General features: G+C 66.4%; 27 protein-coding genes. 3 read left to right on the plus strand and 24 right to left on the minus strand.

The genetic code is table 11. The features are described from left to right. Positions 1-3: 3 nt before the first annotated feature. From CMASS_RS05680 to pyrF, 12 genes are all read right to left on the minus strand, one after another. Complete coding sequence (locus CMASS_RS05680; RefSeq protein WP_051126768.1) at positions 4-1272, minus strand: bifunctional 3,4-dihydroxy-2-butanone-4-phosphate synthase/GTP cyclohydrolase II; 1269 nt, start codon at positions 1270-1272, stop codon at positions 4-6. 33 nt (positions 1273-1305) lie between these two features. Then, complete coding sequence (locus tag CMASS_RS05685) at positions 1306-1929, minus strand: riboflavin synthase (protein ID WP_022862048.1); 624 nt, start codon at positions 1927-1929, stop codon at positions 1306-1308. A gap of 10 nt (positions 1930-1939) precedes the next feature. Next, positions 1940-2986 carry a bifunctional diaminohydroxyphosphoribosylaminopyrimidine deaminase/5-amino-6-(5-phosphoribosylamino)uracil reductase RibD gene (ribD, locus tag CMASS_RS05690; protein WP_022862049.1) on the minus strand — a complete coding sequence of 349 codons (1047 nt, stop codon included), beginning with the start codon at positions 2984-2986 and terminating at the stop codon, positions 1940-1942. A 5-nt stretch (positions 2987-2991) separates the two neighbouring features. Further along, positions 2992-5271 (minus strand): ribulose-phosphate 3-epimerase, encoded by a 2280-nt coding sequence (gene rpe, locus CMASS_RS05695; RefSeq protein WP_022862050.1) that lies wholly within the window; start codon positions 5269-5271, stop codon positions 2992-2994. Continuing rightward, a complete protein-coding gene (fmt, locus tag CMASS_RS05700) occupies positions 5268-6278 on the minus strand; it encodes a methionyl-tRNA formyltransferase (RefSeq protein WP_022862051.1) in 1011 nt (336 codons plus the stop codon). Before fmt ends, rpe begins: the two co-directional genes overlap by 4 nt. Positions 6279-6333: 55 nt before the next feature. Further along, on the minus strand, positions 6334-8364 hold the full coding sequence (locus tag CMASS_RS05705; RefSeq protein WP_022862052.1) for a primosomal protein N': 2031 nt from the start codon (positions 8362-8364) through the stop codon (positions 6334-6336). 35 nt (positions 8365-8399) lie between these two features. After that, positions 8400-9623 carry a methionine adenosyltransferase gene (gene metK, locus CMASS_RS05710; protein ID WP_022862053.1) on the minus strand — a complete coding sequence of 408 codons (1224 nt, stop codon included), beginning with the start codon at positions 9621-9623 and terminating at the stop codon, positions 8400-8402. 88 nt (positions 9624-9711) lie between these two features. After that, the gene (gene coaBC, locus CMASS_RS05715) at positions 9712-10980 is read right to left on the minus strand and encodes a bifunctional phosphopantothenoylcysteine decarboxylase/phosphopantothenate--cysteine ligase CoaBC (RefSeq protein WP_022862054.1); all 1269 of its coding nucleotides are present in this window, start codon (positions 10978-10980) and stop codon (positions 9712-9714) included. Between the two features lie 144 nt (positions 10981-11124). Then, complete coding sequence (gene rpoZ, locus CMASS_RS05720) at positions 11125-11424, minus strand: DNA-directed RNA polymerase subunit omega (protein ID WP_156831745.1); 300 nt, start codon at positions 11422-11424, stop codon at positions 11125-11127. A 189-nt stretch (positions 11425-11613) separates the two neighbouring features. Next, a complete protein-coding gene (gmk, locus tag CMASS_RS05725; protein ID WP_022862056.1) occupies positions 11614-12186 on the minus strand; it encodes a guanylate kinase in 573 nt (190 codons plus the stop codon). Positions 12187-12197: 11 nt separating this feature from the next. After that, entirely contained in the window at positions 12198-12518 is a 321-nt protein-coding gene (gene mihF / locus CMASS_RS05730; RefSeq protein WP_022862057.1) for an integration host factor, actinobacterial type, read from the minus strand. A 245-nt stretch (positions 12519-12763) separates the two neighbouring features. Further along, a complete protein-coding gene (gene pyrF, locus CMASS_RS05735; protein ID WP_022862058.1) occupies positions 12764-13648 on the minus strand; it encodes an orotidine-5'-phosphate decarboxylase in 885 nt (294 codons plus the stop codon). A gap of 148 nt (positions 13649-13796) precedes the next feature. Here pyrF and CMASS_RS05740 point away from each other — a divergent pair, with 148 nt between their 5' ends. The 3 genes from CMASS_RS05740 to CMASS_RS05750 all read left to right on the plus strand — a co-directional run bounded on the left by CMASS_RS05740 (position 13797) and on the right by CMASS_RS05750 (position 16330). Then, entirely contained in the window at positions 13797-15242 is a 1446-nt protein-coding gene (locus tag CMASS_RS05740) for a TIGR01777 family oxidoreductase (RefSeq protein WP_022862059.1), read from the plus strand. An 88-nt stretch (positions 15243-15330) separates the two neighbouring features. Further along, positions 15331-15825 (plus strand): YbjN domain-containing protein, encoded by a 495-nt coding sequence (locus tag CMASS_RS05745; RefSeq protein ID WP_022862060.1) that lies wholly within the window; start codon positions 15331-15333, stop codon positions 15823-15825. Continuing rightward, the gene (locus CMASS_RS05750) at positions 15818-16330 is read left to right on the plus strand and encodes a YbjN domain-containing protein (protein ID WP_022862061.1); all 513 of its coding nucleotides are present in this window, start codon (positions 15818-15820) and stop codon (positions 16328-16330) included. Before CMASS_RS05745 ends, CMASS_RS05750 begins: the two co-directional genes overlap by 8 nt. Here the strand turns inward: CMASS_RS05750 and CMASS_RS05755 are convergent, their stop codons facing one another. The 12 genes from CMASS_RS05755 to ruvX form a co-directional block, all read right to left on the minus strand. Further along, positions 16331-17212 (minus strand): PPK2 family polyphosphate kinase, encoded by an 882-nt coding sequence (locus tag CMASS_RS05755; RefSeq protein WP_022862062.1) that lies wholly within the window; start codon positions 17210-17212, stop codon positions 16331-16333. 11 nt (positions 17213-17223) lie between these two features. Next, positions 17224-17808, minus strand: a complete 585-nt coding sequence (gene nusB / locus CMASS_RS05760; protein WP_022862063.1) for a transcription antitermination factor NusB — start codon at positions 17806-17808, stop codon at positions 17224-17226. An 18-nt stretch (positions 17809-17826) separates the two neighbouring features. Beyond that, positions 17827-18390 (minus strand): elongation factor P, encoded by a 564-nt coding sequence (gene efp / locus CMASS_RS05765; RefSeq protein ID WP_022862064.1) that lies wholly within the window; start codon positions 18388-18390, stop codon positions 17827-17829. A gap of 52 nt (positions 18391-18442) precedes the next feature. After that, positions 18443-19540 (minus strand): M24 family metallopeptidase, encoded by a 1098-nt coding sequence (locus CMASS_RS05770; protein WP_022862065.1) that lies wholly within the window; start codon positions 19538-19540, stop codon positions 18443-18445. A 30-nt stretch (positions 19541-19570) separates the two neighbouring features. Beyond that, a complete protein-coding gene (gene aroQ, locus CMASS_RS05775) occupies positions 19571-20023 on the minus strand; it encodes a type II 3-dehydroquinate dehydratase (RefSeq protein ID WP_027018464.1) in 453 nt (150 codons plus the stop codon). Positions 20024-20033: 10 nt separating this feature from the next. Beyond that, positions 20034-21131: a 3-dehydroquinate synthase gene (gene aroB / locus CMASS_RS05780; protein WP_022862067.1), complete on the minus strand. Its 1098-nt coding sequence runs from the start codon at positions 21129-21131 to the stop codon at positions 20034-20036. Beyond that, positions 21128-21667 carry a shikimate kinase gene (locus CMASS_RS05785; protein WP_022862068.1) on the minus strand — a complete coding sequence of 180 codons (540 nt, stop codon included), beginning with the start codon at positions 21665-21667 and terminating at the stop codon, positions 21128-21130. The genes aroB and CMASS_RS05785 overlap by 4 nt, the downstream gene beginning before the upstream one ends. Continuing rightward, a complete protein-coding gene (gene aroC, locus CMASS_RS05790; RefSeq protein WP_027018465.1) occupies positions 21654-22934 on the minus strand; it encodes a chorismate synthase in 1281 nt (426 codons plus the stop codon). The genes CMASS_RS05785 and aroC overlap by 14 nt, the downstream gene beginning before the upstream one ends. 23 nt (positions 22935-22957) lie before the next feature. Then, on the minus strand, positions 22958-23398 hold the full coding sequence (locus tag CMASS_RS05795) for a prepilin peptidase (RefSeq protein ID WP_033399393.1): 441 nt from the start codon (positions 23396-23398) through the stop codon (positions 22958-22960). A 77-nt stretch (positions 23399-23475) separates the two neighbouring features. Then, positions 23476-24309 carry a shikimate dehydrogenase gene (locus tag CMASS_RS05800; protein ID WP_022862071.1) on the minus strand — a complete coding sequence of 278 codons (834 nt, stop codon included), beginning with the start codon at positions 24307-24309 and terminating at the stop codon, positions 23476-23478. A gap of 9 nt (positions 24310-24318) precedes the next feature. Beyond that, positions 24319-25566 carry an endolytic transglycosylase MltG gene (gene mltG, locus CMASS_RS05805; RefSeq protein WP_022862072.1) on the minus strand — a complete coding sequence of 416 codons (1248 nt, stop codon included), beginning with the start codon at positions 25564-25566 and terminating at the stop codon, positions 24319-24321. 6 nt (positions 25567-25572) lie between these two features. Continuing rightward, positions 25573-26121 (minus strand): Holliday junction resolvase RuvX, encoded by a 549-nt coding sequence (ruvX, locus tag CMASS_RS05810; RefSeq protein ID WP_022862073.1) that lies wholly within the window; start codon positions 26119-26121, stop codon positions 25573-25575. Positions 26122-26131: the final 10 nt, after the last annotated feature.

The following is a 26131-nucleotide window of genomic DNA, read 5'->3' on the forward strand; positions in this document are numbered from 1 at the left end:
CGCTTAGTGTTCCGCATCCCAGCGCGCGACCTGCGGCAGGACGTGTCCCATCCGGTCGCGCTTGGTGCGCAGGTAGTTGACGTTGTCTGCGTTGGGCTCCACCGCCAAGGGGGTGTGCTGGTCCGTGCGCACCCCAAAGCCGCGCAAGCCCTCGCCCTTGTGCGGGTTGTTGGTCAAAAGGTTCGCCGACTTCAGCCCGAGGTCGCGCAGAATCTGCCCGGCCACGGAGTACTCCCGGGCGTCTTCGGGCAGGCCCTGCTCCAGGTTGGCGTCGACCGTGTCGAGCCCCTTGTCCTGCAGGCGGTAGGCCTGCAGCTTGGCCAGCAGCCCGATGCCGCGGCCCTCTTGGCCGCGCAGGTAAATGATCACGCCGTGGCCGGCCTCCTGGACCGCCTGCATTGCGGCCTGCAGCTGCTGGCCGCAGTCACAGCGCCGGGAGCCGAACGCGTCGCCGGTCAAGCATTCGGAGTGCACGCGCACCAGGACGTCTTCCGCCCCCTCAAGCTGGGCCGGGTCACCCACCACGAGCGCGACGTGTTCCTGCCCGTCGATGCGGTTGCGGTAACCCAGCGCAGAAAAGGTCCCGTAGTCCGTGGGCAGGGTCGTCTCCACGATGCGGTCCACCTGGGTCTCGTTGTGGCGGCGCCAGTCTATGAGCTGATCGATGGAGATCATCTTCAGGTGGTGGCGGTCCGCAAACGCGCGCAGCTCCGGGCCGCGGGCCATATCCGTCGGGTCCTCTTCCGAGACAATCTCGCACAGGACACCTGCCGGCCGCAGACCCGCCAGGCGCGCCAAGTCAACGGACGCCTCCGTGTGCCCCTCGCGGGCGAGGACGCCGTCGCGCTGAGCGCGCAGCGGCACCACGTGCCCCGGCCGGGTGAAATGATCCGGCTGGCTCATCGGGTCGGCCAGGCGGCAGATCGTCTCCGCGCGCGAGGTCGCGGAGATACCGGTGGTCCCGGTGGCGGCATCGACAGTCACGGCATACGCGGTGCCGCGCTTGTCTTCGTTGTGGGCCACCATCGGCGGCAGGTGGAGCCGGTCGCAATCGTCCGGCAGCAGCGAGGCGCAGATATACCCGGAGGTGTAGCGCACCATGAAGGCCACGAGCTCGGGTGTTGCCAGCTCGGCGGCAAAGATGAGATCGCCTTCGTTTTCCCTATCTTCGTTATCCACCACCACGACGGCCTTGCCCGCCGCGATGTCAGCAATCGCTTCTTCTACCGGGTCCAGCCGGATTTTTCCGGCGTCGGTCACTCCGCTGCTCATAGCTAACCACTCTAACCCTGTGCCCGCACCGCGTTAACGGCCGGGGGCGAGCAGCTTTTCCACGTACTTCGCCACGATATCGACCTCGAGGTTGACGCTGCCGCCAACCTCGAGACCACCCAGGATCGTCTCGGCGAGCGTGGTGGGAATCAGCGACACCTCGAAGTACCCGTGGCCTTCGTCTCCCCCCACGGCGCTCACGGTCAGCGACGTGCCGCTAACCGCAATGGATCCTTTCTCCACCACGTAGCGGGCTAGCTCGTCCGGCAAGCTAAAGCGCAGCACGTCCCAGTGCTCTGCCGGGCTGCGGGACATCAGCGTGGCGGTGCCGTCGACGTGCCCTTGGACCAGGTGCCCGCCCATCCGCGTGGACGGCAGCAGCGCGCGCTCCAGGTTGACCGGGCTGCCTTCTGCCAGCTCGCCGAGGGCGGTGCGATCCAGCGATTCGCGCATGACGTCGGCGGTAAAGGTGCCCTCCTCCGGGCCTCCTTTCGCGCCCAGCTCGGCGACAGTCAGGCACACGCCGTTGACACTGATGGAATCGCCCAAGCGCGCCCCCTCGGTCACCTTCGGCGCGCGCACGGTCAGCCGCATCGCCTCGTCCTGCGGCTGGGTAGCGCTAATCGTGCCAACTTCTTCTACTAATCCGGTAAACACTTCTTTCCCACTACCCTTCTTCTCGTCGTTTCAGCTCCCACAGAATATCCGGCCCAAAGCGGCACACGCGCTGCGGCGTAAAGCGCGCGGCATCGCCCAGCGAAGGCCCCAGCGGACCAGCCATCACACCACGGCCGCCTCCCAGGACGAGCGGTGCGAGATACGCCTGGACAGCATCGACGAAGCCGCGCTGGAAAAACGACTGGATGAGCCCCGCCCCGCCCTCCACGAGGACGTCCCGGCACCCCGCGGCGTGCAGCTCGCGCAGGGCCATATCGATGTCCGGGTACTGCACAAACCCCAACCGGTTGAGGTTCCCCGACTGCGGGGCCCCATCGATGCTGCGCGTGCCGATGACCACCCGCCGCGGCTGATGCTCGCGCAGACTCCCATCCGGAAACCTGGCCGTCAGCGACGGGTTGTCCGCGAGAGCCGTCCCCGTGCCAACGATGATGGCGTCGCGGTGGGCGCGGTCCTCGTGTACCGCGGCGCGGGCCTGAGGCCCGGTGATCCACTGGCTCGTGCCGTCCGGGGCGGCGGTGTACCCGTCCAGTGTCTGGGCAAACTTCACGGTCACGTGCGGGCGCTGCCGCTCCACTGCACGCAGCCAATGTGCAACCCCATCGATGGGCAGCTCCGCATCGGGGCCGAAGGTATCCGGGGTCAGCTCGAGTTGCCCGACGTTCACCCCGGCTGCGCGCAGCGTCTGCGCACCTCCGCCCTCGGCCGCGCCGGGATCGCGGTGGAGGAAGTAGACGCCTACGACGCCGGCCCGGATAAGGGCCTGCGCGCACGGGCCCGTGCGACCGGTGTGGTTGCACGGCTCCAGGGTGACCACCGCCGTGCCGCCTGTCGCCCGCGCCCCCGCCTCGCGCAGTGCCACAATCTCCGCGTGCGGACCGCCGGGCGGCTGGGTAGCGCCAGTGCCCACGACACGTCCGTCCGCGTCCAGAATCACCGCGCCTACCGGCGGATTGGGGCTTGTTGTCCCCCGCACGGACGCGCCCGCACGCAGGGCCCGCTTCAGCGCTGCGTACACCTCGGCGTGTGCCTCCATCAGCGCTAGCTTTCCGCGGCGTCCCGCAACGCCTTCACCGCCGCTGCCGGGTCGTCCGCGCCAAAGACGGCGGACCCAGCCACGAAGGCGTCACACCCGGCGGCGACCGCCTGGCCGATGGTCTCAGTGGAGATGCCGCCATCGATTTCGATGACAGTGTCCACCCCTTCGGTGCTGTCAATCCGCTCGCGCAGCGCGCGCACCTTGTCCAGCATGTCCGGCATGAATTTCTGGCCGCCGAACCCGGGTTCGACGCTCATGACGAGGACCTCGTCAAATTCTTTGAGGTGCTCCAGCCACGGCTCGATCGGGGTATCCGGTTTCACGGAGATGGCCGAACGCGCTCCCAAGCGACGGATGGTGCGGGCCAACTCGATAGCCGCGTCCACATCGGGCACGGCCTCCACGTGGAAGATCACCGTGTCCGCCCCCGCCTCGACGTAGGTTTCTACCCAGTCGGCCGGGTTTTCAATCATGAGATGCACGTCGAGCGGTTTGTCCGTAATGCGGTTGACCGTCTTGGTGATGTCCGGCCCGAAAGAGAGGTTGGGCACGAAGTGGCCGTCCATGATGTCGACGTGGATCCAGTCCACGCTGTCTTCCACCTCCGCAACCGCGGCACCCAGGCGCGCGAAGTCCGCCGACAGAATCGACGGCGCAATCTTCACTGCGCGTGGGGTGCTCTCGGCGCTTACCAGGGCCTCGGAGGCCTCCGGGGTCTCGGCTGCCTCTGGGGTTTCGGCGGCTGCCGAGACCCCGGTGCTAGTGGCGCGGCGCAGCACGGCGAAGAACATTGCGTCGGTGCCGTGGCGATGCGGCCACATCTGGACGGACTTCTCCTGGCCGATGTCCCCCATATCGGGCACGAGCGCATGCGCGTCTTCTTCCACCGCGCCGAGTTCTTTCACCGCACGATCGACGATGCCGCGGGTCTCCCGCAGGTCCGGCGAGCAGGTCGAATACACCACGACGCCGCCGGGCCGGACCAACTGGAGCGCGGAAGCGAGTAGCTCGAACTGCAGCGTGTTCAGGTCTGCAATGTCCTCTTCGGACTTGCGCCAGCGCGCCTCGGGGCGCCGGCGGAGGGCGCCGAGTCCGGAACAGGGGGCATCGACAAGAACGCGATCGAAACCTTTCCCCACGCCAGGATCGCGCCCGTCGGCCACGTGCACCTTGACGGGCAGTCCCTGCGTGGCCTGGCTGACCAGCTGCGCGCGGTGCGGGGCCACTTCGACGGCGTCCACCTGCGCGCCCTCGATGCGGGCCAGTGCCGCGAGCAGCGCGGTCTTGCCACCCGGCCCGGCGCACAGATCGAGCCACCGACCGGAGTTGTCGCCGGTGACTTCCGCCTCGGCCAGCGCACGGGCGATGAGCTGGGAACCTTCGTCCTGCACCGCGGCGAGGCCCTCGCGTACCGGGGCGAGCTCGCCGGGATCCCCGGACTCCATGTACACCGCGTACGGCGAGTATTTGCCCTCCTCATTTCCCGTGATAAGGGCGAGTTCTTCCGCGGACATCTCCCCCGGCCGTGCCGCCAGGTGCACCACGGGGCGTTCCGAATCGGCAGCTAAGGCAGCGTCCAGTTCGTCCTCACCGACGATCCGGGCGAAGGACACGGCGATCCACCGCGGGTGGGCATGCCGGAACGCGGCGGCCCCGATGGCATCCGTAGGCGCGAGTTCAGCCAGCCACTCCTCCGCGCCCTTCGCGGTGACGGCGCGCATGACCGCGTTCACAAATCCCTTCGCGGATCGCTCGGCCGCCGCCACCAGGTGCACCGTGGTATCCACCGCGGCGTGGTCTTCCACCCGCGTGTACATCACCTGGTAGGTGCCCAGCCGGAGCGCGTTGCGGACAACCGGGCTCATCTGGTCCAGCGGGCGGCTGGCGCACTTGTCGATGACCTGGTCGACAATCCCCTTCGCGCGCAGCGTGCCGTAGGTGATCTCCGTGGCGAAGGCAGCGTCCCTGCCTTTCAGCTTCTCCTCGCGCAGCACCTTCGGCAGCACGAGGTTGGCAAACGCGCCTTCGGCATCCACCCGCAGAAGCGTGTAGAGCGCCACCGTGCGCGGCGCGTCGACGGACTCGCTCTGCAGCCCGTCGAGGGATACCGCGGCCGCAGTGGGATGTGCCTGACCGGCCTGACCGGCGTGACCGGCCTGAGTACGGGTGCGCGGGGTTTTCCCCGCGGTGCGGTTGACCCGCCGCCCATCCGCCGCGCGGGTCTTCCCGCCCGGTGTGTCGTTCTTACGCGCGCGCGAGCGCGACCTGAATCCGCCGCTCATTGGAACACCACCCGTTCGTTATCGGAGTCGTCTGCGTCAGCCCCCTGGCTCAGCTGCGCCGGGTTAAACCCGCGGGCCCAGTCCGCGGCATTCATCATCTTCTTGCCCGGCGGCTGGATCCAGGCCAGGCGCACGGCGGTCGTAGCCGTACCCACCCATACGCCGTGCTTGCCGATGTCCAGCTCGCCCGGTCGAAGCCCACTCGGTCGAAGGTCATGCGCCGCGTCAGCGGGCACGTCTTCCACCGCGGCGAGCGGGCCTACCTTGAAGCGCTTGCCGCAGGCCAGCGTCCACGCCCCCGGGCCGGGGGTGTAGGCGCGGATTTGGCGATCCACGTCCGCCGCAGACCGCGACCAGTCGATGTGGGCGTCTTCCTTTTGGATCTTCGGCGCGTAGGACGCGCCCTCTTCGTCCTGGGCGCGGGGCGTAATCGCCCCGTCCTCGAGGCCGTCCATGGTCTCTACCAGCAGATCCGCGCCGGCGTAGGCGAGGCGCGTAAGTAGGTCATCGGCAGTATCGGTGGGCTGGATATCTTCTTCCAGCGTGGCCAAAACGTCGCCGGTATCGAGCCCCTCATCGATCCGGAAAGTGGTCGCGCCAGTGCGCGTATCCCCGGCGGCGATGGCGGCCTGCACCGGCGCGGCACCCCGCCACGCGGGCAGCAGCGAAAAGTGCAGGTTGACCCAGCCGTGGGCCGCGATTCCTAAGAGATCCGGGGTGATGAGGTTGCCGTAAGCCACGACGGGGATGGCGTCGGGGGCCAGCCCGCTCAGCCACTGGCGCACCTGTTGGCCGTCCTCGGTCCCGGGTTTCAGGCTGTTTGGCGTGAGCACCTCAATCCCGTGTTTTTCCGCCACGGCCTTGACCGGGCTCGGACGCAGGCTGCGCCCACGTCCGACGCGGGCGTCGGGCCGAGTGAGAACGCCCACCACCTCGTGGCGGGACGCTATGAGCTTTTCCAGGGCGACAACGGCGGGTTCAGGGGTGCCGGCGAACACTAATCGCACAGTTAGCCATCCTTCCTTCCAGGGGCACGGGGAGCGTGTGCGGGAACTACCCGTATTATCCCACGTGGATCGGATCGACCTGGATCCGCATGGGCAAGTCATTTTTGCGCGCCGAGCGCTGCGCATTCGCGCGCCGCAACGCTCGGCCCAGCTCCGAGCGCGGCCCGGGCGGGGTGCGGACCAGCAGCCGCTGGGGTGGGCCGAAGCGCTGGGCATCGTACTCGCCGGGCAAGGGATCGGCCTGCCCCAACGGCACTGGGCCGAGGATCTCCGCGTTAGCGGGAAGTTCCACCAGGGAAGAAAACGCGTCCAAGCCAGCGTCCGGCCCGTCGACGGCCGCCATGTGGACCGCCGGCGGGAATCCCACCTGCCGGCGCGCGGCCAGCTCGGCGGCAGCGGCATCCGCGAACGCCCAGCGGGTAAGAAAGCCCACCGGTTCGAGTTCGGGATCGGCAACGACGATGACAGCCCCGCCGTTGTCCGCGGGGCGGCACAGCGCCGCCGCGCGGCCCCAGGTAGCGAGCGCTTCCTCGGTGGCGCGCAAATCCTGCCGGTTCAACAGCGCGCCCGTATCCGCCAAGACCACCGCGCCATACGCGCCGCCGCTAATGCGCGGTTCCGCACCGGGAGTGGCGATAACCAGCGCGGGCTTGTCGTCGAGTTCCTCGACGATGCGGTTGCCACCGGATACCACCACACGCGTGCTGGGAAAGACCTTCCCCAGCTCTTCGGCCGTACGGTCCGATCCCAAAACGATGGCCCGCAGGCGGGATCCGCCGCAGTCCGCGCACCGGAAACGCAAGGCTATGCGCCCGCACCAGCGGCACGTCGGCGCCGACGCTTCGTTGCGGCCGCCCTCGGAAGTGGGAAGACCCAAAGGCCCGTTGCAATGCCGGCACCGCGCGGCGGCGTGGCAATTCCCACAGGCAAGAACCGGGATATACCCCTTGCGCGGCGACTGGACGAGCACGGCCTCCCCGCGATCTAGTGCGGCGCGCATCGCTTGGAAAGCGGATCCGGCGATGGAGCTGGGGTCGCCACCGCTGACGTCGCGGCCGAGCGAGAGGCCGTATGGCCCCACCGCGACGACGCGCGGGACGGTGCCAGCCAGCGTGGATTCTGCGGGAAGCAGGTCATGGACCCACCCGGATTCCACCAGGTACTGGGTTTCTGCGGTGCGCGCGACACCGCCGATGATCAGCGAGCAGCCCTCGACAGCCGAGCGCGTCGTCAGCACCTCACGGGCGTGCACGTAGGGCTTCTTGTTGTCCACGAGGGAGTCGTCGCCATCGTCAAGCACGACGGCCAGGCGCAGGTTCTGCACGGGGGCGAACGCGGCGGACCGGGTGCCCAGCACGATGCGGGCCTGGCCGGTCAGGGCGGACAGGTACCGCCGGTAGCGCGCCTGGGGGCCCAGCGAGTTCGTCAGCACCGCGACTTGCTTGGCGGCCAGGTGCTCGCGTAGGTGGGACTCGAGCAGGTCCACGGTCTTTTGATCGGGGACTACGAGAAGGACTCCCCCGCCATCTACCGCCACCTTGGTCGCCAGCGCGGCGAGAGCACCCAGCCAGGAGTCGCCGGGCGGGAGCTGCCAGGCGGCGCGGGACGTCGTTCCCGCCAGCACGGCATCGACGAAGGATCGGCCGAAGATATAGTCCTCCCAGCCGGAAAGATCTGGCTCGCGCACCTCGCCAAAGGATTCCCAAGGCGTGTCCAAGTCGGATTCCTCGGCCCGCGCGTGGCGGGGAGGGATGGCGGAGCGAATGATGTCCGGGCGCGTTCCGCCGTAGCGGTTCGCCAGCGACTCGATGAGCTGGGCTATCGCCGGCGGGTAGACCACGTACGGCGAGATCACCCTGTCGATGAAGCGGAGATCACCTGAAAAATCGGAGCGGCCCAGCCGCTCGAGCACGATCGCGTCCTGCAGCTTGCCGTTGAACCGGATGCGGACTTTGACTCCCGGCTGCGCGGCCGCGGAGTCGTCCTCCGCGACGAGGTAATCAAAGCCGCGGTCGAGGTGCGCAACCGTCAGTAAAGGCAATACCCGCGCTACCGGTGCGGTCGCGGCGGGTATCTTCTTCGGCATAGGCGCCGATTCTACAAGACGCAGGCGGGGTAAATTTACAGCCCAGCGGCGCGACGCAGGGCGTCAACCCGGTCGGTCTTTTCCCATGGAAGGTCGATGTCAGTGCGGCCGAAGTGACCGTAGGTGGCGGTCTGCTGGTAAATCGGGCGCAGCAGGTCCAGCTCGCGGATGATGGCGGCCGGGCGCAGATCGAAGACTTCGTCGATGGCGGCCTGGATGGCGGCATCGTCAAGCCCGTGCTTAGCGGTGCCGAACGTCTCCACGTACAGGCCCACCGGCTTGGCGCGGCCGATGGCGTAGGCCACCTGGACCTCCGCGCGATCGGCCAAATCGGCTGCGACGATGTTCTTGGCCACCCAGCGCATGGCGTAGGCGGCGGAACGGTCGACCTTTGACGGATCCTTACCGGAAAACGCGCCGCCGCCGTGGCGTGCGGTGCCGCCGTACGTATCCACGATGATCTTGCGGCCGGTCAGCCCGGCGTCACCCATCGGCCCGCCAACGATGAAGGAGCCGGAGGGGTTGATGAGAAGCTTCGTGTCGTCGCTGTAGAACTTCTCTAGGCCGGCGTCCTTTACCACCCACTCGACGACGTGTTCGCGCAGCTGCTCGGCCAGCCACTCTTGGCTGACGTCCGCGTCGTGTTGGGAGGAGATAACGATGGTGTCCAGCGCGACGGCGGTATCGCCCTCGTAGACGAAGGTGACCTGGGTCTTGCCGTCCGGGCGCAGGTGCGGGACGATGCCCTGCTTGCGCACCTGGCTGAGCCGGAGCGACAGGCGGTGGGCGGTGGAAATAGGAAGCGGCATGTACTCGGCGGTTTCGTTCGATGCGTAGCCGAACATCAAGCCCTGGTCGCCTGCGCCGGCGCGGTCCTCGTCCTCGGTCTCGCCGCCGGAGCGCACCTCCTGGGAGGTATCCACGCCGTCGCCGATCTCCTGGGACTGCTCGCCGATGGCGACGTTGACGCCACAGGTCTTGCCGTCGAAGCCGACGTCGGAGGAGTTAAACCCAATATCGGTGAGAATGCTGCGCACCAGGTGGGGAATCTCCACGTATGCCTCGGTGCGGACCTCGCCCACCACGTGGACCTGGCCCGTGGTGGCCAGCGTTTCCACCGCCACGCGGGAGTTGGGATCCTCGGCGAGGAGTGCGTCCAAAATCGCGTCCGAAATGGCGTCACAAATCTTGTCCGGATGCCCCTCGGTCACGGACTCGGAGGTAAAGAGGCGAACAGACGAGGAATTCTCAGCAGTCACGTGTGAACTATCCTTCTGACTAATCGGCATCGGCGTACACCTAGTTTTACCCGTCACAGCCTAGACTAAGCGGTCTACACGGGCAAGACTACTCACCCACCGGACCCCCGTTATGGGTACGGCGGGCCAGCTCTCCGTCGACCTCCTGCAAGATCTGCGCGGCGATAACTTGCTTCGAACCGCGTGCGATTTCCCGCGGCTCGGCATCGCGCCGCAGGATCCAGCCGGCGTTGTCGGCTTGGCCGAAGACCTTGCCGCGCCCCACCTCGTTGGCCATCATGACATCGCAGCCCTTGCGCGCGAACTTCTTCTCCGCGTGTTCGAGCGGGGTCGCGTTGGCGTCGCCCGTCTCGGCGGCGAATCCAACGATCACGGTGCTGGCGCGCAGCTCGCCGTTCTCCCGGGCCCTGACCAGGCCAGCAAGGATGTCCGGGTTTTCCACCAGCTCGATCTTCTGCAGCGCAGCGTCGTCCGATCCCTTCTTCATCTTGGAACCAGCCTCCGATGCGGGGCGGAAATCGGCGACAGCCGCCGCCATGATGACAACGTCGGCGTCCCGGCTTTCCTCGCGCATAGCGGCGTCCATGTCGCGGGTGGATTCCACTCGCCGGATCTGGGCTCCGCTCGGCGTTGGCAGCGCGTCCGTGCGGCCCGCGACAAGGGTGACTGCGGCGCCACGCTGGGCGGCTACCTCCGCAAGGGCAAAGCCCTGCCGCCCGGACGACCGGTTCCCCAGGAAGCGCACCGGATCCAGGGCCTCTTCGGTGCCGCCCGCGGAGACCACCACCTTCTTTCCCCGCCAGTCCACCGCGGGGGCGAAACCGGCGAACACGGTGCGGGAGAACGCCGCGATAGCCTCTGGCTCAGGCAGGCGCCCCGCCCCAGAGTCCGGCCCCGTCAACCGCCCGTGGGCGGGTTCCATCACGGTGATCCCACGACGCCGCAGCGCGGCCACGTTGTCCTGCGTGGCCGGGTTGGTCCACATCTCCGTGTGCATGGCTGGAGCCACCACCACCGGGCAGGTGGCCACCAGCAAAGTAGCGGTAAGCAGATCGTCGGCGCGCCCGGCAGCGATGCGCGCGATGACGTCGGCGGTCGCCGGCGCAATCACGATCCCATCCGCCTCCTGGCCAACCCGCACATGCTGCACCTCGTCGACGCGGGAGAATACGTCGGTGTCGACGGGGTTGCCGGACAGCGCCTCAAAAGTGGCCGCCCCGACGAAGTTCAGCGCGTTAGCCGTAGGCACGACCCGAACGCTGTCACCGCCCTCGGTGAAATTACGGATGAGGTGACAGGCCTTGAATGCGGCGACTCCCCCGGAGACGCCGACCACGATGTTGCGGGCTGCAGTCATGGTCACCCACCCTACGCGGTCACCCCGAACGGCGGGCAGCCCGTACATGCAAAAAGCGCCGAAGCTCCGCATCCGCGTTGCAACGGTGCGGGCCTCGGCGCCCGTAATATCCAGCCGACGTAAGAAGGCGAGACGCGAGTGTGTCTACTTACCTTCTTCGTGGTCCAGCAGCTCAGCGTTGATCTCACGCATAGCGATGGACAGCGGCTTCTCCCCCTGATCTGGGGTTACCAGCGGGCCGACGAATTCGAAGACGCCCTCCTCCTGCTCCTGGTAGTAGCTGTTGATCTGTCGCGCGCGCTTCGCTGCGAAGATGGCCAGTGCGTACTTCGACGAGACCTTGTCCAAAAGCTCGTCGATCGGCGGGTTGGTGATTCCGAGCGGCGTATCAAATGCCGCTTCCAGCCGCCCGGAGTCGGCGTTCGAGTTCTCGGAAGTGGTCACGGTCACCTCAACCTTTTCTTATGTTGTGATCAAAGTCTTCGGTGAGGAAGGACTGCTCCCTCACTGCAAGTGGTGGTTACAGGGTATGCGTTTGCGGGGAATAAACCCAACGGCTCGCCCTAGGCGGCTTACCGCAGGCGGGTGTCAGAGGCAGTTCGCCTGAGACGAATCGCCCGCGGCGGACCCGCCTTACGCTCCGCGGAGGATCCGGGCCAACTCGTCGACGGTGGCGTCCAAGTCGTCGTTCACGACAACGACGTCGAACTCGCCCTGAGCCGCCAACTCGTTGCGGGCCGTTTCCAGCCGACGGTCGATGACCTCCTGTGGTTCGGTGCCGCGGTTGGTCAACCGGTCCACCAACACCTCCCAGGACGGGGGTGCGAGGAAGACCAAGGTCGCCTCCGGCATGGCCTCCCGGACGTTACGGGCGCCCGCGAGGTCGACCTCAACCAGTACCGGACGGCCGTCGTCCATGGCGTCTCGCACTGGCTGCGCCGGGGTTCCCGAACGCTGGAGGCCGCCGTGGATATCCGCCCATTCGAGCATGAGGCCCTGATCGATGCGCTCTTGGAACTGCTCAGGGGTGACGAAGTAGTAATCCACCCCATCGGTCTCCCCGGGGCGGGGTTGGCGCGTAGTCATGGACACGCTGAAGTACAGCCTGTCCACTTCCTCACGCAGGCGCGAGACCACCGTGGATTTCCCCACTGCGGAAGGCCCAGCCAGAACGACTAGGCGCCCCCGCTCGGTTGCGCCAGACATACGACTCCGGATTAGTCGTCGTAGCCGAAACGCTCGAGCAGAGCGCGGCGCTGACGGTCACCCAGGCCGCGCAGACGGCGGGTCTGAGCGATCTCGAGATCCTCCATGATCTCCTTAGCCTTGACCTTGCCCACCTTCGGCAGAGCCTCGAGGAGAGCGGAAACCTTGGTCTTGCCGATGATCTCGTCGGACTCGGCCTTGTCCAGAACTTCCTTGAGGTCGGTGGCGCCGCGCTTGAGGTCAGCCTTCAGCTCGGCACGTGCCTTGCGGGCTTCAGCAGCCTTCGCGAGGGCTTCCTTGCGCTGCTCATCAGTCAACTTGGGAAGGGCCACGGGGTTTCCTCCGATTCGTTTTTAGTAGTAGTGAATTCCTGTAGTACAACTACCAGATCTCGGCCACCCAGGGCTCGTACAACCCCCTGGGGCTCAGCCGACTTCTGGCAATCCTAGCACTGCACCGTCCACGGTCATGCTCGGACGGCATTGTAGCCGCCGGTTTACGCATGTCACCGCGCTAGCACAGTACAAAGTACCAGCTCGCGGAATGCAGCGTTAATCTTTTCCGGATCTGGGCGCGCCTACTGCGCCGCGAACTGCGCGGCGACCCTGCGTGCTTGCTTACGCAAGTCAGCCACCTGCGGGCCGGCCGAAAGCACCGACCGCGAGACGTTCGCGAATCCGAGCTCCGGCGTCTTCCCCATGATGGCGCGCACGTCTTTCGCACCGCCGCCCTGCGCGCCCACGCCGGGCAGCAGGACCGGTCCATTCAGCTCGTCGAGGCGCGGTGGGTGGCTGACCGTCGCCCCCACGACGACTCCGCCGTTGCCCACGCCCGGCGCCTGCGCGTTGTAGCGCGCGCACTCGTCGACCACGCTTTGGGCAACGGTGAGCTCACGCTCGCCGGAGTCACCATCGTCCTGGCGGGCGACGGCCGCGTTCTGTACGTCCCGCGCCTCCGGGTTCGACGTCGCCGCGAGGACGAAAAAGCCCGCCCCGGTCTCCACCGCCTTGTCGAACACCGGCTGCAGGGCGCCAACGCCCAGGTACGGCGAGACGGTCACGGCATCGGCACGCAGGGGCGAGGCCGGATCCATCCAGGCGTCGGCGTAGCCCGCCATCGTGGAACCGATGTCACCGCGTTTGGCATCCGCGATGGACAAACACCCCGCCTCCCGCAGCGCCGCGAGCGTTTCCTCGAGTACCGCAAACCCGGCCGATCCGAAACGCTCGAAGAAGGCAACCTGGGGTTTGACTGCCGCGGCGGTATCCGCAAAGGCCTCCACACAGGTCAGGCTAAAGGTCCGCAGGCCATCCGCGGAGTGCGGCAGCCCCCACTGCTCGAGAAGGTGCGGGTGTGGGTCAATCCCCACGCACAGCTGTCCCCGCGCCTTTCCCGCGGCCACGAGCCGCTCCCCGAACGATGCGGAGGTTTCTCCCCCACTGCGCAAACCGTCCCCCGTCATTTCTGAAACCATGGTGTCTTCTCCCGTCTAGGGTGGCCGTACAACAACACTGCGCTCGTATCCTCGGTCAGTGTAGCGCCCGACGTGCGCCCGCCCCGGTGGTCCTCCCCTCTGCGCGCCCCACTCGTAAAAGAAAGGTCAACAGCGAATGTCCTTCCACGCTTTCCACCTCGTTCCGGCACCGCGCCGCCTGGTGTGGCAGTGGCACACCCACCCTGGCGCGGTGGCACGACTCACCCCGCCTTTCTTGCCGATGTCCCCGCTGGCCCAAGCCACCGACCTGCGGGACGGGGAAACCCGGTTCCAGCTCCCGGCCGGCCTGCAGTGGCGCGCGCAGCACCAGCCGCGCGCTTTCGCCGCCGGCCGCCGGTTCCAGGACCTGTGCACAAACCCGCCGCTCGCGCAGACGACCCGCTGGCGCCACACGCACTCGTTTGTCGATCACCCGGCGGGCACCCTGGTGGAAGATTCTGTGCGCACCACCGCCCCGGCGGCCTGCCTCAACAGTGCCTTCGCCTACCGGCAGCAGCAGCTCATCCACGACATCGCTTTCCTTGACCGCATGGCCGACCTCGCCCCTCGCACCGCCGTTCTGCACGGCGGACGGCCGCTGACCGTGGCGGTGACCGGTTCCCACGGCGGTGTGGGCAGTCGGCTGTGCGCCCAGCTAGAAACCGCCGGCCACCGCGTCATCCGCCTCGTGCGCGGCGCGCCAACCCCCGGTGCCAGTGAGCGCCATTGGGACCCTGAGCATCCGGCGGCGGACCTTCTCGCCGGAGTCGACGCGGTCGCCCACCTTGCGGGCGCGCCCATCTTTGGACGGTTCACCGTCAAGCACAAGGAGGAGATCTACTCCTCGCGGGTGGCCCCGACCGAGAAGCTGGCGCGGCTTGCCGCCCGCACTGACAGCGTGCAGACCTTTGTCACCGCCTCGGCCATTGGGTTCTACGGCGCCGACCGCGGCGACGAAGTCCTCACGGAGTCCTCGGAGCGCGGCGATGGGTTCCTCGCCGACGTAGTCAGCGACTGGGAAGCGGCGTGCCGGCCGGCGTACGAATCGGGAACCACCCGCATAGTCAACGTGCGCACGGGCATCTCCCTGGCCGGAGATTCCGGCCTTCTGCCGCTTTTAAAAACGGCGTTTTCTACCGGTCTCGGCGGGCCTTTTGGCGATGGCCAGTTCTGGTTCTCGTGGGTGGGCGTGGACGATCTCACCGACGTGTACGTGCGCGCGCTTGTCGATGCCGAAAGCCCCCACGCTCTCCGCGGCCCCGTCAACGCGACGGCCCCGCACCCGGTGACCAACCGCGACATGGCGCACGCGCTCGGTTCGGTTCTTCACCGCCCGGCTGTCATCCCGCTCCCCACGTGGGCGCCGGCCCTGCTGCTGGGTAGAGAGGGCGCGGGCGAGCTGGCGCTGGCGGATCAGAACGTCGCCCCGGCCGCGCTGGAGCGGGCAGGCCACGCGTTCCGCTACCCGCAGATCGAAGCCGCGCTCCGCCACGAACTCGGCGGCGAAAAGCTGTGGTCGCCGAAACACCCGGCCGCCCAGGCAGCTTCCCAGGCGGCGGGCACGGGTGTCCGGCGGAGCTGATAGCGTTGCCGGTTAAGGTTGCCCACTGACAACCCCACTGATGACATTGCCCACACTGACTATGTAGAAGGAACGGGTTGTACCCACAGTGACTCATCCAGACAACGAGATTGCCCCGGATAGCGCTATCGAGCCGTTGTCGCTCGAGCGCATCGGGGACATTTTTAACGCACAGAACTTGGATTTCCGCTTCGAGGAACAGCCGGTCGGTGACGACGAGACCGTCCGCATTTTGCGCACCGGCTTTTCCAACGCGGCTATCGCGTTCCAGCACCGCGACAACACGCTTATCTGCGATTCCATCTGGCGCGGCGACATCCCAGCCGACAAGGCCCCCGAGGTGCTCGCCACCATCAACCAGTGGAACACGAATCACTTCGCGCCCACTTTGCGGTTCTTCGAGGCCGCGGGCAAGAGCCTGGCCATCTCGGGGTTCCGGGAGCTCCACGTGGGCGCCGGCGTGACCCGCAACCAGCTCGGCGCTTTTGTCATGTCGTCGCTGAACTCCATCCTGGAGTCTTTCAACTGGCTGGAACAGCAGTACCCCGATCTAGTTACCTGGGAGGAGCACAACCATGACTAATGAGGAAGGCGCTCAGCCTACAGGCGTACAGCAGCCCGCGGTCACGATGGAGCGCGTCATCGAGGCGATGCGCACCTTCGACATCGAGCTGGAAAAGGTGCCGGGCAACGACACCGCTGCTACGGCGAACCTCAACGGCCTGCCGGTTCTGTTCGCGCTGTTGGACACCGTCGTCATCGTCCGGTGCGACGTCCCCACCGACGCGTCCTTCGCCCAGGCCGACGCCGGCCTGTTCCTCGCCGCGAACCAGATCAATTCGGTGCCCTTCGGCGCCCGCGCGGTGATCGCGGATCACGATGACATGCTCGTCGTCCGCACCGAACGCGACGTGCCGTGCGCAGCCGGGCTTTCCGATGCCCAGCTGGCGCCAGCCCTGCAGGCCGCCGTCGACGGCGTGCTCGGCGCCCAGGATGCGATGGTCGCCGCCGCCGAGGAGATGACCAAGCTCGGCGAGCAGGCTGCCGAAGGCGACGCCGAGTCCGCGAACGCCAAATCCGCCGACTAGCTAGTCCGACTCCTCGAGGCGAGCGCGCTCGACCTCGGGGTCAAAATCCCGGCCCGGCCAGGACAAATCGAGGTTCCGTAGCCCGTTGAGGATAAGGAACTTTAGCGCCATGCGCGCGTATTTCTTGTTGTCGGTCGGGATGACGTACCACGGGGCGTAGTCCTCGTCGGTGCGCCGAATGGCGTCCTCATAGGCAGCCATGTAGTCGTCCCACAACTTCCGCTCGTCGATGTCGCCCGGGTCGTACTTCCAGTGTTTGTCTTCGCGCTCGATGCGCTTGAGCAGGTTTTTCTTCTGGAAATCCCGGGAGATATGGAAGAAGACCTTGATGATGTGGACGTTTCTCGCAGCCAGCTCGCGCTCATAGCCGCGGATGGCGCCAAAACGCCGCTCCACCTCGGGCTCGTCTACCCATTCGTGCACGCGCTGGATGAGCACGTCCTCGTAGTGCGAGCGATCGAACGCGACAATCTGGCCCGGCTCGGGGTCGTGTTTGCGGATGCGCCAGAGGAAGTCGTGCTCGAGCTCTTCCTCGGTCGGCTTGCCGAAGCCCACCGTAGAGGTGCCTTGCGGATCGAAGAGGTTGAGCACGTGGCGGATGGCTCCGCCCTTGCCGGAAGTGTCCATGCCCTGCAACACGACGAGGAGGGAGGGCGCGGGCGTGTCCGCCTCACCGTCATTATTGCTATCCCCGCCCGCGCGGGCGGTCGCGAACAGCTTCTCCTGCAGATCGTAAAGCTCGTCGTCGAAGTGCTCGAAGCGGGATTTCAGGTCATCCTTGTCGCCGGAAAACCCCGGTGTCGAGCTGGGATCGACGTCGGCGAGCCGGAAGTTATTTCCGGCCCGCAGTGTGAGCGCGTCCTTGATCTTGAATTTACCCATGGCGCGCCACCCTACACGTCGTCCGAATCGCCCTCCGGGAAAGTTTCAGACTCGTCTGCGAGCGACTCATCGCTCATCGGCGAGTCATCGCTCATCGGCGAGTCCGCGTGGTCGGCCTGGGCGACATCGTCAAGCAAGGCGTTGATATAGCCCGCTGCGGTCGGCTCCGAGTATTCGCTGGCCAGCTCCACGCCTTCCACCACGCCAATCGGCGCCGGGATATCCGGGTTAAAGCGCAGCTCCCAGACGGAAACGCGCAAAATGGCGCGGTCGACCGCGGGGATGCGGTGCAGCTCCCAGTCCGCCGACAGGAACCGCTCGATGAGATCGTCGACCGCATCGAGCTCTTCCGCCACACCGGTGACAATCTCGCGGGTGTACGGCGCGATGGGCGCGATGGATTCGTGGTCCTCGCGCCACAACGCCTCGCGCTCCTCGACGAGCGCTACCGGATCCGTGTCACGGTTTTCCGCCTCGTAGAGGATGTCCACCGCACGCCGGCGGGCGCGGTGACGCGCGCCGTGACGCTTCCGGCGCGGGACGCGCCCAGGCGTCCCCTCCGCCTGGCCTGCTTCCGTCTCGTTGTCAGTAGTCACAGTCTTCTCGGATACGCGCTAGTTGTTGACGCGGGACTGGTACTCACCCGAGCGGGTGTCGATCTTGAGCACGTTACCAGTCTCGATGAACAGCGGGACCTGGATTTCCGCACCGGTCTCCAGGGTGGCCGGCTTGGTGCCGCCGTTGGAGCGATCGCCCTGCAGGCCCGGATCGGTGTGCTGCACCTCGAGCTCGACAGAGACCGGGAGCTCGGCGAACAGCGGCTCATTTTCGTGGAAGGAGACCTGCACCGGCATGTTTTCCTTCAGGAACTTCGCCGCGTCGCCGAACTTGTTTTCATCCAGCTCGACCTGGTCGAAGGTTTTGTCGTCCATGACGACGTAGTTGGTGCCGTCGAAGTACAGGTAGGTCATGTCGCGGCGATCCACGGTCGCAGTCTCTACCTTGGCGCCAGCGTTCCACGTCTTGTCGGTGACCTTGCCGGTCATGACGTCCTTGAGCTTGGTGCGCACAAAGGCCGGTCCCTTGCCGGGCTTGACGTGCTGGAACTCGACAATCTGCTGGAGCTTGTTGTCGATCTTCAACACCAGACCGTTTTTGAATGCAGTGGTATCAGCCACGAATCAATCTCCCGAATACATAGACGGCTTCAAAAGTACTTCGGACAGTGTACTAAAGGACGCGCAATTCTTTCGAGGTCGGGGTGATGATCTGCGGAGCGCCGTCCGTGATGATGAGGGTGTCTTCAATACGCACCCCGAACTCGCCCGGGAGGTAAATGCCCGGCTCGATGGTCAGCGTCATCCCGGGGGCCAGCTCGCCTTTCCCGGTGCGTGCCGCAGCGGGCCCCTCGTGGACGTCGATGCCCACGCCGTGGCCCGTCGAGTGCACGAAGTAATCGCCATAGCCTGCCTTGTTGATGACGTCGCGGCAGGCCGCATCGACATCGGCAAGCGCGGTGCCTGCCGTCGCCGCCGCCACGCCGGCAAGCTGGGATTCAAGAACGACATTGTAGATCTCGCGGGCCTTCTCCCCCGGCTCGCCCACCGCCACGGTGCGGGTCATGTCCGAGTTGTAGCCGTCAATAATCGCGCCGAAGTCCAGGGTCACCAGCTCACCGTCACCGATGCACCGGTCACTGACCCCGTGGTGCGGACGCGAGGAGTTCGAGCCGGAGGCGACGATGGTGTCGAAGCTCTCGCCGTCCGAACCTTTCACGCGCATCCGGTATTCCAGGTCGGCCGCCACCTCGCGCTCGGTGCGTCCCGCGCGGATTTCGCCGGCCGCGACGAGTTCATCAAAGGCGTCGTTGGCGATGCGGGCCACCTCCGTGAGCACCTCAAGCTCCGTCTCGTCCTTGACCAGGCGGCCCTTTTCCACCACGCCCGACAGCGGAACGAGAGTGACGCGCTCCGGCACGGCCTTCTGCAGCCGCTGGTACTCGTTGTAGCTCAAGTGGTCCGCCTCGACGCCCACGCGCCAGTAATCATCGCCATCGAGAAGCGCGAGCAACTCGGTGATAAGCGAGCGCGTAATCACCGGCTCGATGTCCGGCACTTCGTGTCGGATCTGCGTGGCATACCGCCCGTCGGTCGCGATATCGGCGCCGGCGTCCTTGCGCAGCAGCAGCGCGCTATTCGAACCGGAGAAGTTGGTCAGATAGCGCACGTGAAGAAGGTTGGTCACCAACAACGCGTCGATGCGCTGGCCGGCAAGTTCCGCGGCGAGTGCGCGGCGGCGGTTACTGAAACGAGTATCTGCAAGTGCCATAGTTTCTTTCTCCTCACGTGTCGAATTAGCCTATGCTAACCCCTTTTGGTTGGCCGCGTGAGCGAAATGCTCCACCGCGGCGACATATCCACAAGGACCCAGCCCCACGATGACACCGCGGGCGATATCACTCAGCAGCGAGGTGTGCCGGAACGGATCGCGCGCGTGCACGTTGGACAAATGCACTTCGATAAACCCCGCGCCGTCAGCCACCTCCGCTAAAGCGTCGCGCAGAGCCACCGAGGTGTGGGTCAACCCACCCGCGTTGACCACCACCGGGAGATTTTCATCCGCCGCGCGGTGCGCCGCCTCAATGAGCTCGCCTTCGTGGTTGGACTGCATCCACTCCACCTCGACGCCCAAGCCCGCGGCCTTGTCCCGCACCAGCTTTTCGATGTCCGCGAGCGTCGCCGCCCCGTAAATATCCGGTTCGCGGCGGCCCAGCCGGTTCAAGTTCGGGCCGTTGATGACGGAAATACGCATGCCCACGACTCTAGCGCGGGTGGATTTGCCGCGAACCCTCCCGTGCGACGGCAAGGTAGGCGGATTCCATTTCGGCGTCGGTGGCGTCTTCTATCCGCACCACGTTGCCCACACCCGCGAGCGCGACGAAACGGATCACGCCACGGCGCACCTTCTTATCGCGCCGCATGACCGTCAGGAGCTGATCGAACGGGGTTTTCGCGTAGCCAGTGGGAAGCCCCACGGAGGCGAGGATGTCGCGGTGGCGGCTCACAAGGTCTTTCCCCACCAGCCCACGGGCGTGGGCTAGGTGCGCGACGTACATCATCCCGACCGCGACGGCGTTGCCGTGGCGCCACCGGTAGTCTTCCGCCTGCTCGACTGCGTGTCCGAAGGTGTGGCCGTAATTCAGAATCTCGCGCAGGCCGGATTCTTTCAGGTCGCGGCCTGCCACCTCCGCCTTCACCGCGACGGAGCGCTGGATAAGTTCCGGCAGTGCCCCATCGACGTCAAGGCAGGACTCTGGGTCGTTCTCATACAGTTCGAGGATCCGCGGGTCCCGGATGAACCCGGTCTTGATGATCTCCGCCGAGCCCGCGACGAGTTCCGCCCGCGGCAAAGATCGAAGCGCAAAGGTGTCGAGGAAAACCCCGGCTGGCTCGTGGAAGGCTCCCACGAGGTTCTTCCCCGCTGTGAGGTTGATGCCGGTTTTCCCGCCCACCGCGGCGTCGACCATGCCGAGCAAGGTGGTGGGCACCTGGATGACGGGGATGCCCCGCATCCACGTCGCGGCGACGAACCCGGCGAAGTCCGTAACCGCACCGCCGCCCACGCCGATGATCACATCCCCGCGTGTAATGCCGAGCTCGCCGAGCCTTTCCCACGCCGCCAACAGGTTCTGTGGCGTCTTAGCCTGTTCGGCATCGGGAACCGTGACGATGGTGCTCCGGATCCCGATACGTTCCAGTTCAGTACTTATCTTCTGTGCCGCGGTCAGTACCGCCGGCTGGGCATACATCACCGCGCGCTGCGCCCCTAGCTTTGCAGCGCAGCGGGCAACCTTCCCCTCCATCCTCTCGCCGAGGTGGACGGAGTACGGCGCTGCTCCTTCTACCCGGATCTCGCTCATGGCTGCCGGGTATCCAGGTAGCCCAAGATGTCGCCCACTACCTGCTGCGGCCCGCGGCCGTCGGTCCGGGCGCGGAACCCAGCGACCTCGCGGTAGTACTGCTCGCGCTCGTCTAAGAGACCGCGGTAGTGCGCGAGCCGGTCGTCGGCGGCCAGTACAGGACGGTTGGTGTCCCCCGCGGTGCGGCGCACGCCCTCTTCTGCTGATACGTCGATGTGCACGACGGTGTGACCGGCGAGCATTGCTCGGTTGGCGGCGGAGAGCACAGCTCCCCCGCCGAGGCTGACCACTCCGTCGGAGCGGAGGGCCTCCCGCACATAGCGCGGCTCCACGTCCCGGAAGCCGTCCTCGCCGAGCTCGGAAAAGACCTCGCCACAGGGCTTGCCGTACGCCGCAGAAAGAAGATCGTCGGAATCGACCAAGCCCACGTTGAGCGCCTTGGCTAGACGGCGACCCACGGTGGACTTACCAGCCCCGGGAGGGCCAACCAGGACCACCTTGGGACGGGGGAAACCAGATGTATTAGCGGCGGTCATGGTGCTCTCCTTCCGCATCCAGGCCGGAAAAGTGAAGTCTACGGTGAATTTCTTCGGTATACGCGGCGATGTTGCGCTTCGTCTCCGCCAGGGAGTCGCCGCCGAACTTCACCAGCACGGCGCGGGCGAGGACGAGCGTGACCATCGCCTCGGCGACCACTCCGGCCGCGGGCACCGCGCACACGTCGGAGCGCTGGTGGTTCGCCTGGGCGGCTTCGCCGGTGGCCATATCGATGGTGCGCAGTGCGCGCGGCACCGTAGAAATCGGCTTCATCGCCGCCCGCAGCCGCAGCTGCGCGCCGTTAGTCATCCCACCTTCGAGGCCCCCGGCGCTATTGGACAATCGCTTCGGCCCAGTCTGGGCCGCGCGCCCAGTCCCGCCCGCGTCCGCCGCGGCGTCCTGCGGCACCATCTCGTCGTGTACCTCGGATCCGCGCCTGCGGGCTGCCGCGAAGCCGTCGCCGACCTCCACACCCTTGATCGCAGGAATGCCCATCAGCGCGCCGGCCAGTTGCCCGTCCAAACGCGTCTGTCCGGACAGGTGACTGCCCAGACCGATGGGGAGCCCGTCGACGACGACCTCGACGACCCCGCCGAGGGTGTCGCCGGCCTTCTTAGCGGCATCGATTTCCGCGAGCATGGATTCCTCCGCGGCAGCGCTTAACGCCCGCACTGGCGATGCATCGATCTTCTCCAGGTCTCCCGGCGCAGGGGTGAGTCCCTCCTGCTCCTCGGACGCACCGATGGTGACGACGTGCGAGAGCACCTCGACCCCGAGCGCTTCTCGCAGGAAGTTGCGGGCAACGGCCGCGGCCGCCACACGGGCGGCGGTCTCGCGTGCCGAGGAGCGCTCTAGCACCGGGCGGGTCTCCTCAAAGCCGTACTTCAGCATGCCCGCGAAGTCTGCATGCCCGGGGCGCGGCCGCGTGAGTTTGGTGGCGCGGGCCCCGCTCATCGCCTGGGCGGTGTCGGGATCGGAAGGGTCGAGCGGGTGCGGGGACATCACCGTCTCCCACTTCGGCCACTCCGTGTTACCGATGAGGATGGCGATCGGACTACCCCGGGTTGCGCCGTGGCGGATGCCGGAAAGCAACGTGAGCTCGTCGGCTTCAAACTTCATGCGCGCGCCGCGGCCGTGACCAAGCCGCCGGCGAGCGAGTTGGTGTGCGATGTCCGCCTCAGTGACCGGCACACCCGCTGGCAGGTTTTCCAGCAGCGCCACGAGCCCCTGCCCGTGGGATTCACCCGCAGTAGTCCAACGAAGCATGCTGTACATAGTAACCAAGCCGGTCAGGAAAAGATATCTCCACCTGCGCTAACGGAAAATACCCCGGCGAGAAGCGCCCCGGCCAGCATCCCCGGGCCATGCGGGCCCGAACGTGTATCGGTGGCAACGGCCCAGCACACAGTAACCGTTGACGCGATCGCCATCGCGGCAAGCACCGCGAAGAGGCCACCCACGGCCGCGACCGACAGACCGAGTGGAACCGCCAGTTTGAGGTCTCCTCCCCCGATCCCGCTTTTCGCCACCGCGAGAACACAGTAGGCGGCCGGCCAGAAAAGCCCCCACCACGGGCTATGCGAAAACCCAGAATACGCGACGGAGCCCACGAGCGCCACCGCAGCCGCCGGCAGCGTCAGCCAGTCCGGCAGGCGGCGGTAGCGGACATCGTAAAGCACCAGCGCCACCGCCCACGCGGTGACAACAACTCCCCCGACCGTTAAAACCACGGCGGACCACACTCCCCCTCATGTACGTCCACACGGTAAACCTCTTCCCTGGGTGGAGTGTAGCGGCCTTCCGCCTCCTACTGCGGGCGATCGCGGGTTTCTACCGCCCGCACCAGCGCGTCCCACATCTCTTTCCGCGGGGCCGGATGGCCGGTGAACTGCTCGAATTGGCTGTACGCTTGGTGCGCCAAGACCACGTGGCCGAGGGCCGTCGGGTAGCCGTTCGCCGCCGCGGCCGCGGCAAGGCGGGTGGGAAATGGGTCGTAGGCGACATCGACAAGCGGGGCGTGCCCCAGCTTTTCGGCATACAGGTTGACCGCGGATGCCGGCACCGTGGACATGAGCACGTCGCTGCCGTGCACGAGCTCCGTGCCAGCGTCACCGTACGTTGCCCAGGCAATCTCTATCCCCAACTCCCGGGCGAGCGGTGCAAATTCTGCGCGGCGGTCGCTGCGGTTGACCACGGTCACCTGCCCCACCCCGCGCTGGGCCAGCGCCCACAGGGCCGGGCGGGCCGTGCCACCTGCCCCAAGGAGGACCGCTGACTGCGGGGAGTCCACCCGGGCGGCGCGGAGGACGTGGTCGAGCGCGCCGAGAATTCCCTCGGTGTCGGTGTTGTCGGCCCGCCAACCGGACGCCGTGCGCACCAAGGTGTTGGCGCTGCCGATAAGGCGCGCCCGATCGGTGGCCTCTGTAGCCATTTCCAGCGCAGCGAACTTGCCCGGCATGGTGACCGAAAAGCCAACGTAGCGCTTCTCCGCCGAACGCACGAAAGCGGGAAGTTCTTCCTCGCCTACGTCGTGCTTGGTGTAGTCCCAGCCGTCTAGACCAGCCGCGGTGAAACCGGCGGAGTGCAGCACCGGCGAGAGGGAATGCTCAACCGGGCTGCCGAGTACAGCGGCGCGTGGCATACCGCGCCCCTAGTCGGACGGGCCGTCCGGGTTCGGAGCTGGAGCCGGGTGATCCTCACCGCTATCGCCGGGCTTGCCCTGCGGCTGCCGCTGGTGGTCCAGGATGCCGGAGTCCATGGCGCGGTCGACGTTCTTCTGGTGCTCGTCGAAGTCGTCGGAGAAGACAGTCGTGCCATCCTTGTCCACGGTGACGAAGAACTTCCAGTCGCCTTCCGCCGGGTGCTCCATCGCCTCGATTGCCTCCTCGGACGGCGACGCGATCGGGGTGTCCGGCAGGCCGTCCTTGGCGTAGGTGTTCCACGGCGTCTTGCGGTCACGATCCTGATCGGTGGTGGCCAGCTCGACGTCGTCCAAGTCGTAGTTGACCGTGGAGTCGAACTCGAGGCGCATCGGCTCGTCCAGGCGGTTCAGGATGACGCGGGCCACCTTGTCGAATTCCCCGGCCGGGGCCTCGCGCTCCACGAGGGAGGCCGCGGTCAGCAACTCGTACGGGCTGAGTTCGATGGCTTCTGCACGCTGGACGATGCCGGTCTCGTTGTACTTCTTCGCCGAACGCTCCAGCAGGTCGGTCAGGATTTCCCGGGCGTCCATGTTCGCGTTGATGACGTACTCGCCCGGGGCAATCAGCCCCTCGAGGCGGCGCGGGTCTCCGCTGCGCTTGCCCACCTCGTCGCGGGCCCACTCGGGCACGCCGAGCTCAGCCGGATCGGTGTCCGCCGCGGCCTTTTCCAGCTCGTCCTTGTTGACGCAGTGGTCCTGGCTGCAGGTGGCCTGCTCAATCATGGAGAAAATGCCGTAGCGAACGTCGCCGCCGATGACGTTGACGTCCTTCAGAGTGGAACCGCCGGCGACCTTCAGGAGATCAACCTGGTGTTCCTCATCCAGCAGCGCAGAGACCGCACTCTCGGCGGACATGTGCTTTTGCAGGCGATAGAAACCGGGTTGGATGCTTCCCGCGCTCGGGTTCTGCGCGGCGGCGGCTTGGAAAGCGTCGTCGGACTTCACCACGTCCTTGTCCACCAGCTGCGGGCCGAGCTCCGACAGGGACGAGCCCTCCGGGATCTCCACCAGCTGCGTTTCACCGTTACCGGTGCCCTGGTAGTCGCTTCCGCCACCGCCGATGACGCGGTAGCCGATGTATCCCAGCGCGCCAACCAGCAGGAGGATAGACGCGATTAGGACGGCGAGGCCGCGCTGGCGACGCTTGACGTACTTCGGTTCTTGGCGCCGCGCGAGGCGGGAATCGGTACGGCTCACGAGTGTCTATTCTCCTGACTCTTCAGGCTGAGTATCCTCAGCCATCCTCGATAGCATCGTTCGACGAGCATCGAGCCACGTCTGCAATATCTCTACCGCAGCTGCCTGGTCGATGACTGCTCGCCCTTTCTTCTCCGATACGCCCGACGCACGCAAAGCCTGCGTGGCAGCGACTGTGGTGAGCCGCTCGTCCGCCAAACGTACCGCGGGAATGAATTCTATAGTTTCATCATTTTGTAATCTGCGGCGGATCCGAAACGCGATTTCTTTCGCGTGTTTCACGCTTTTTGAACCATTGCCCTGCAGATCGCGCGGCAGCCCCACAACGATTTCTACGGCCTGATATTCCTCGATGAGCTGCAGCAACCGGTCTATATCGCTTTTATCACGATCCTTTAAACCGGTTTCTCGTTTCACCGTTTCCACCGGGGTGGCCAGGCGCGCATCACTATCCGATGAAGCAACGCCGATGCGGACAGTGCCCACATCGATGCCGAGCCGCCGGCCCGGGCCCGGATCGTCGGCGCCCGGGGTGTCTGGTTCCACCTTGCCCAACGACAACCTG

Origin of the sequence: Corynebacterium massiliense DSM 45435, from assembly GCF_028609805.1 — a bacterium.
Classification (GTDB): Bacteria; Actinomycetota; Actinomycetes; order Mycobacteriales; family Mycobacteriaceae; genus Corynebacterium; species Corynebacterium massiliense.

Excerpts from the sequence above, each read along its gene's own strand:
- CMASS_RS05680 (WP_051126768.1), bottom strand. The coding sequence starts at position 1,272 with ATGAGCAGCGGAGTGACCGACGCCGGAAAAATCCGGCTGGACCCGGTA.
- ribD (WP_022862049.1), bottom strand. The coding sequence starts at position 2,986 with ATGGAGGCACACGCCGAGGTGTACGCAGCGCTGAAGCGGGCCCTGCGT.
- rpe (WP_022862050.1), bottom strand. The coding sequence starts at position 5,271 with ATGAGCGGCGGATTCAGGTCGCGCTCGCGCGCGCGTAAGAACGACACA.
- CMASS_RS05705 (WP_022862052.1), bottom strand. The coding sequence starts at position 8,364 with ATGCCGAAGAAGATACCCGCCGCGACCGCACCGGTAGCGCGGGTATTG.
- coaBC (WP_022862054.1), bottom strand. The coding sequence starts at position 10,980 with ATGACTGCAGCCCGCAACATCGTGGTCGGCGTCTCCGGGGGAGTCGCC.
- gmk (WP_022862056.1), bottom strand. The coding sequence starts at position 12,186 with ATGTCTGGCGCAACCGAGCGGGGGCGCCTAGTCGTTCTGGCTGGGCCT.
- pyrF (WP_022862058.1), bottom strand. The coding sequence starts at position 13,648 with ATGACGGGGGACGGTTTGCGCAGTGGGGGAGAAACCTCCGCATCGTTC.
- CMASS_RS05740 (WP_022862059.1), top strand. The coding sequence starts at position 13,797 with ATGTCCTTCCACGCTTTCCACCTCGTTCCGGCACCGCGCCGCCTGGTG.
- CMASS_RS05750 (WP_022862061.1), top strand. The coding sequence starts at position 15,818 with ATGACTAATGAGGAAGGCGCTCAGCCTACAGGCGTACAGCAGCCCGCG.
- CMASS_RS05755 (WP_022862062.1), bottom strand. The coding sequence starts at position 17,212 with ATGGGTAAATTCAAGATCAAGGACGCGCTCACACTGCGGGCCGGAAAT.
- CMASS_RS05770 (WP_022862065.1), bottom strand. The coding sequence starts at position 19,540 with ATGGCACTTGCAGATACTCGTTTCAGTAACCGCCGCCGCGCACTCGCC.
- aroQ (WP_027018464.1), bottom strand. The coding sequence starts at position 20,023 with ATGCGTATTTCCGTCATCAACGGCCCGAACTTGAACCGGCTGGGCCGC.
- aroB (WP_022862067.1), bottom strand. The coding sequence starts at position 21,131 with ATGAGCGAGATCCGGGTAGAAGGAGCAGCGCCGTACTCCGTCCACCTC.
- CMASS_RS05785 (WP_022862068.1), bottom strand. The coding sequence starts at position 21,667 with ATGACCGCCGCTAATACATCTGGTTTCCCCCGTCCCAAGGTGGTCCTG.
- aroC (WP_027018465.1), bottom strand. The coding sequence starts at position 22,934 with ATGCTTCGTTGGACTACTGCGGGTGAATCCCACGGGCAGGGGCTCGTG.
- CMASS_RS05800 (WP_022862071.1), bottom strand. The coding sequence starts at position 24,309 with ATGCCACGCGCCGCTGTACTCGGCAGCCCGGTTGAGCATTCCCTCTCG.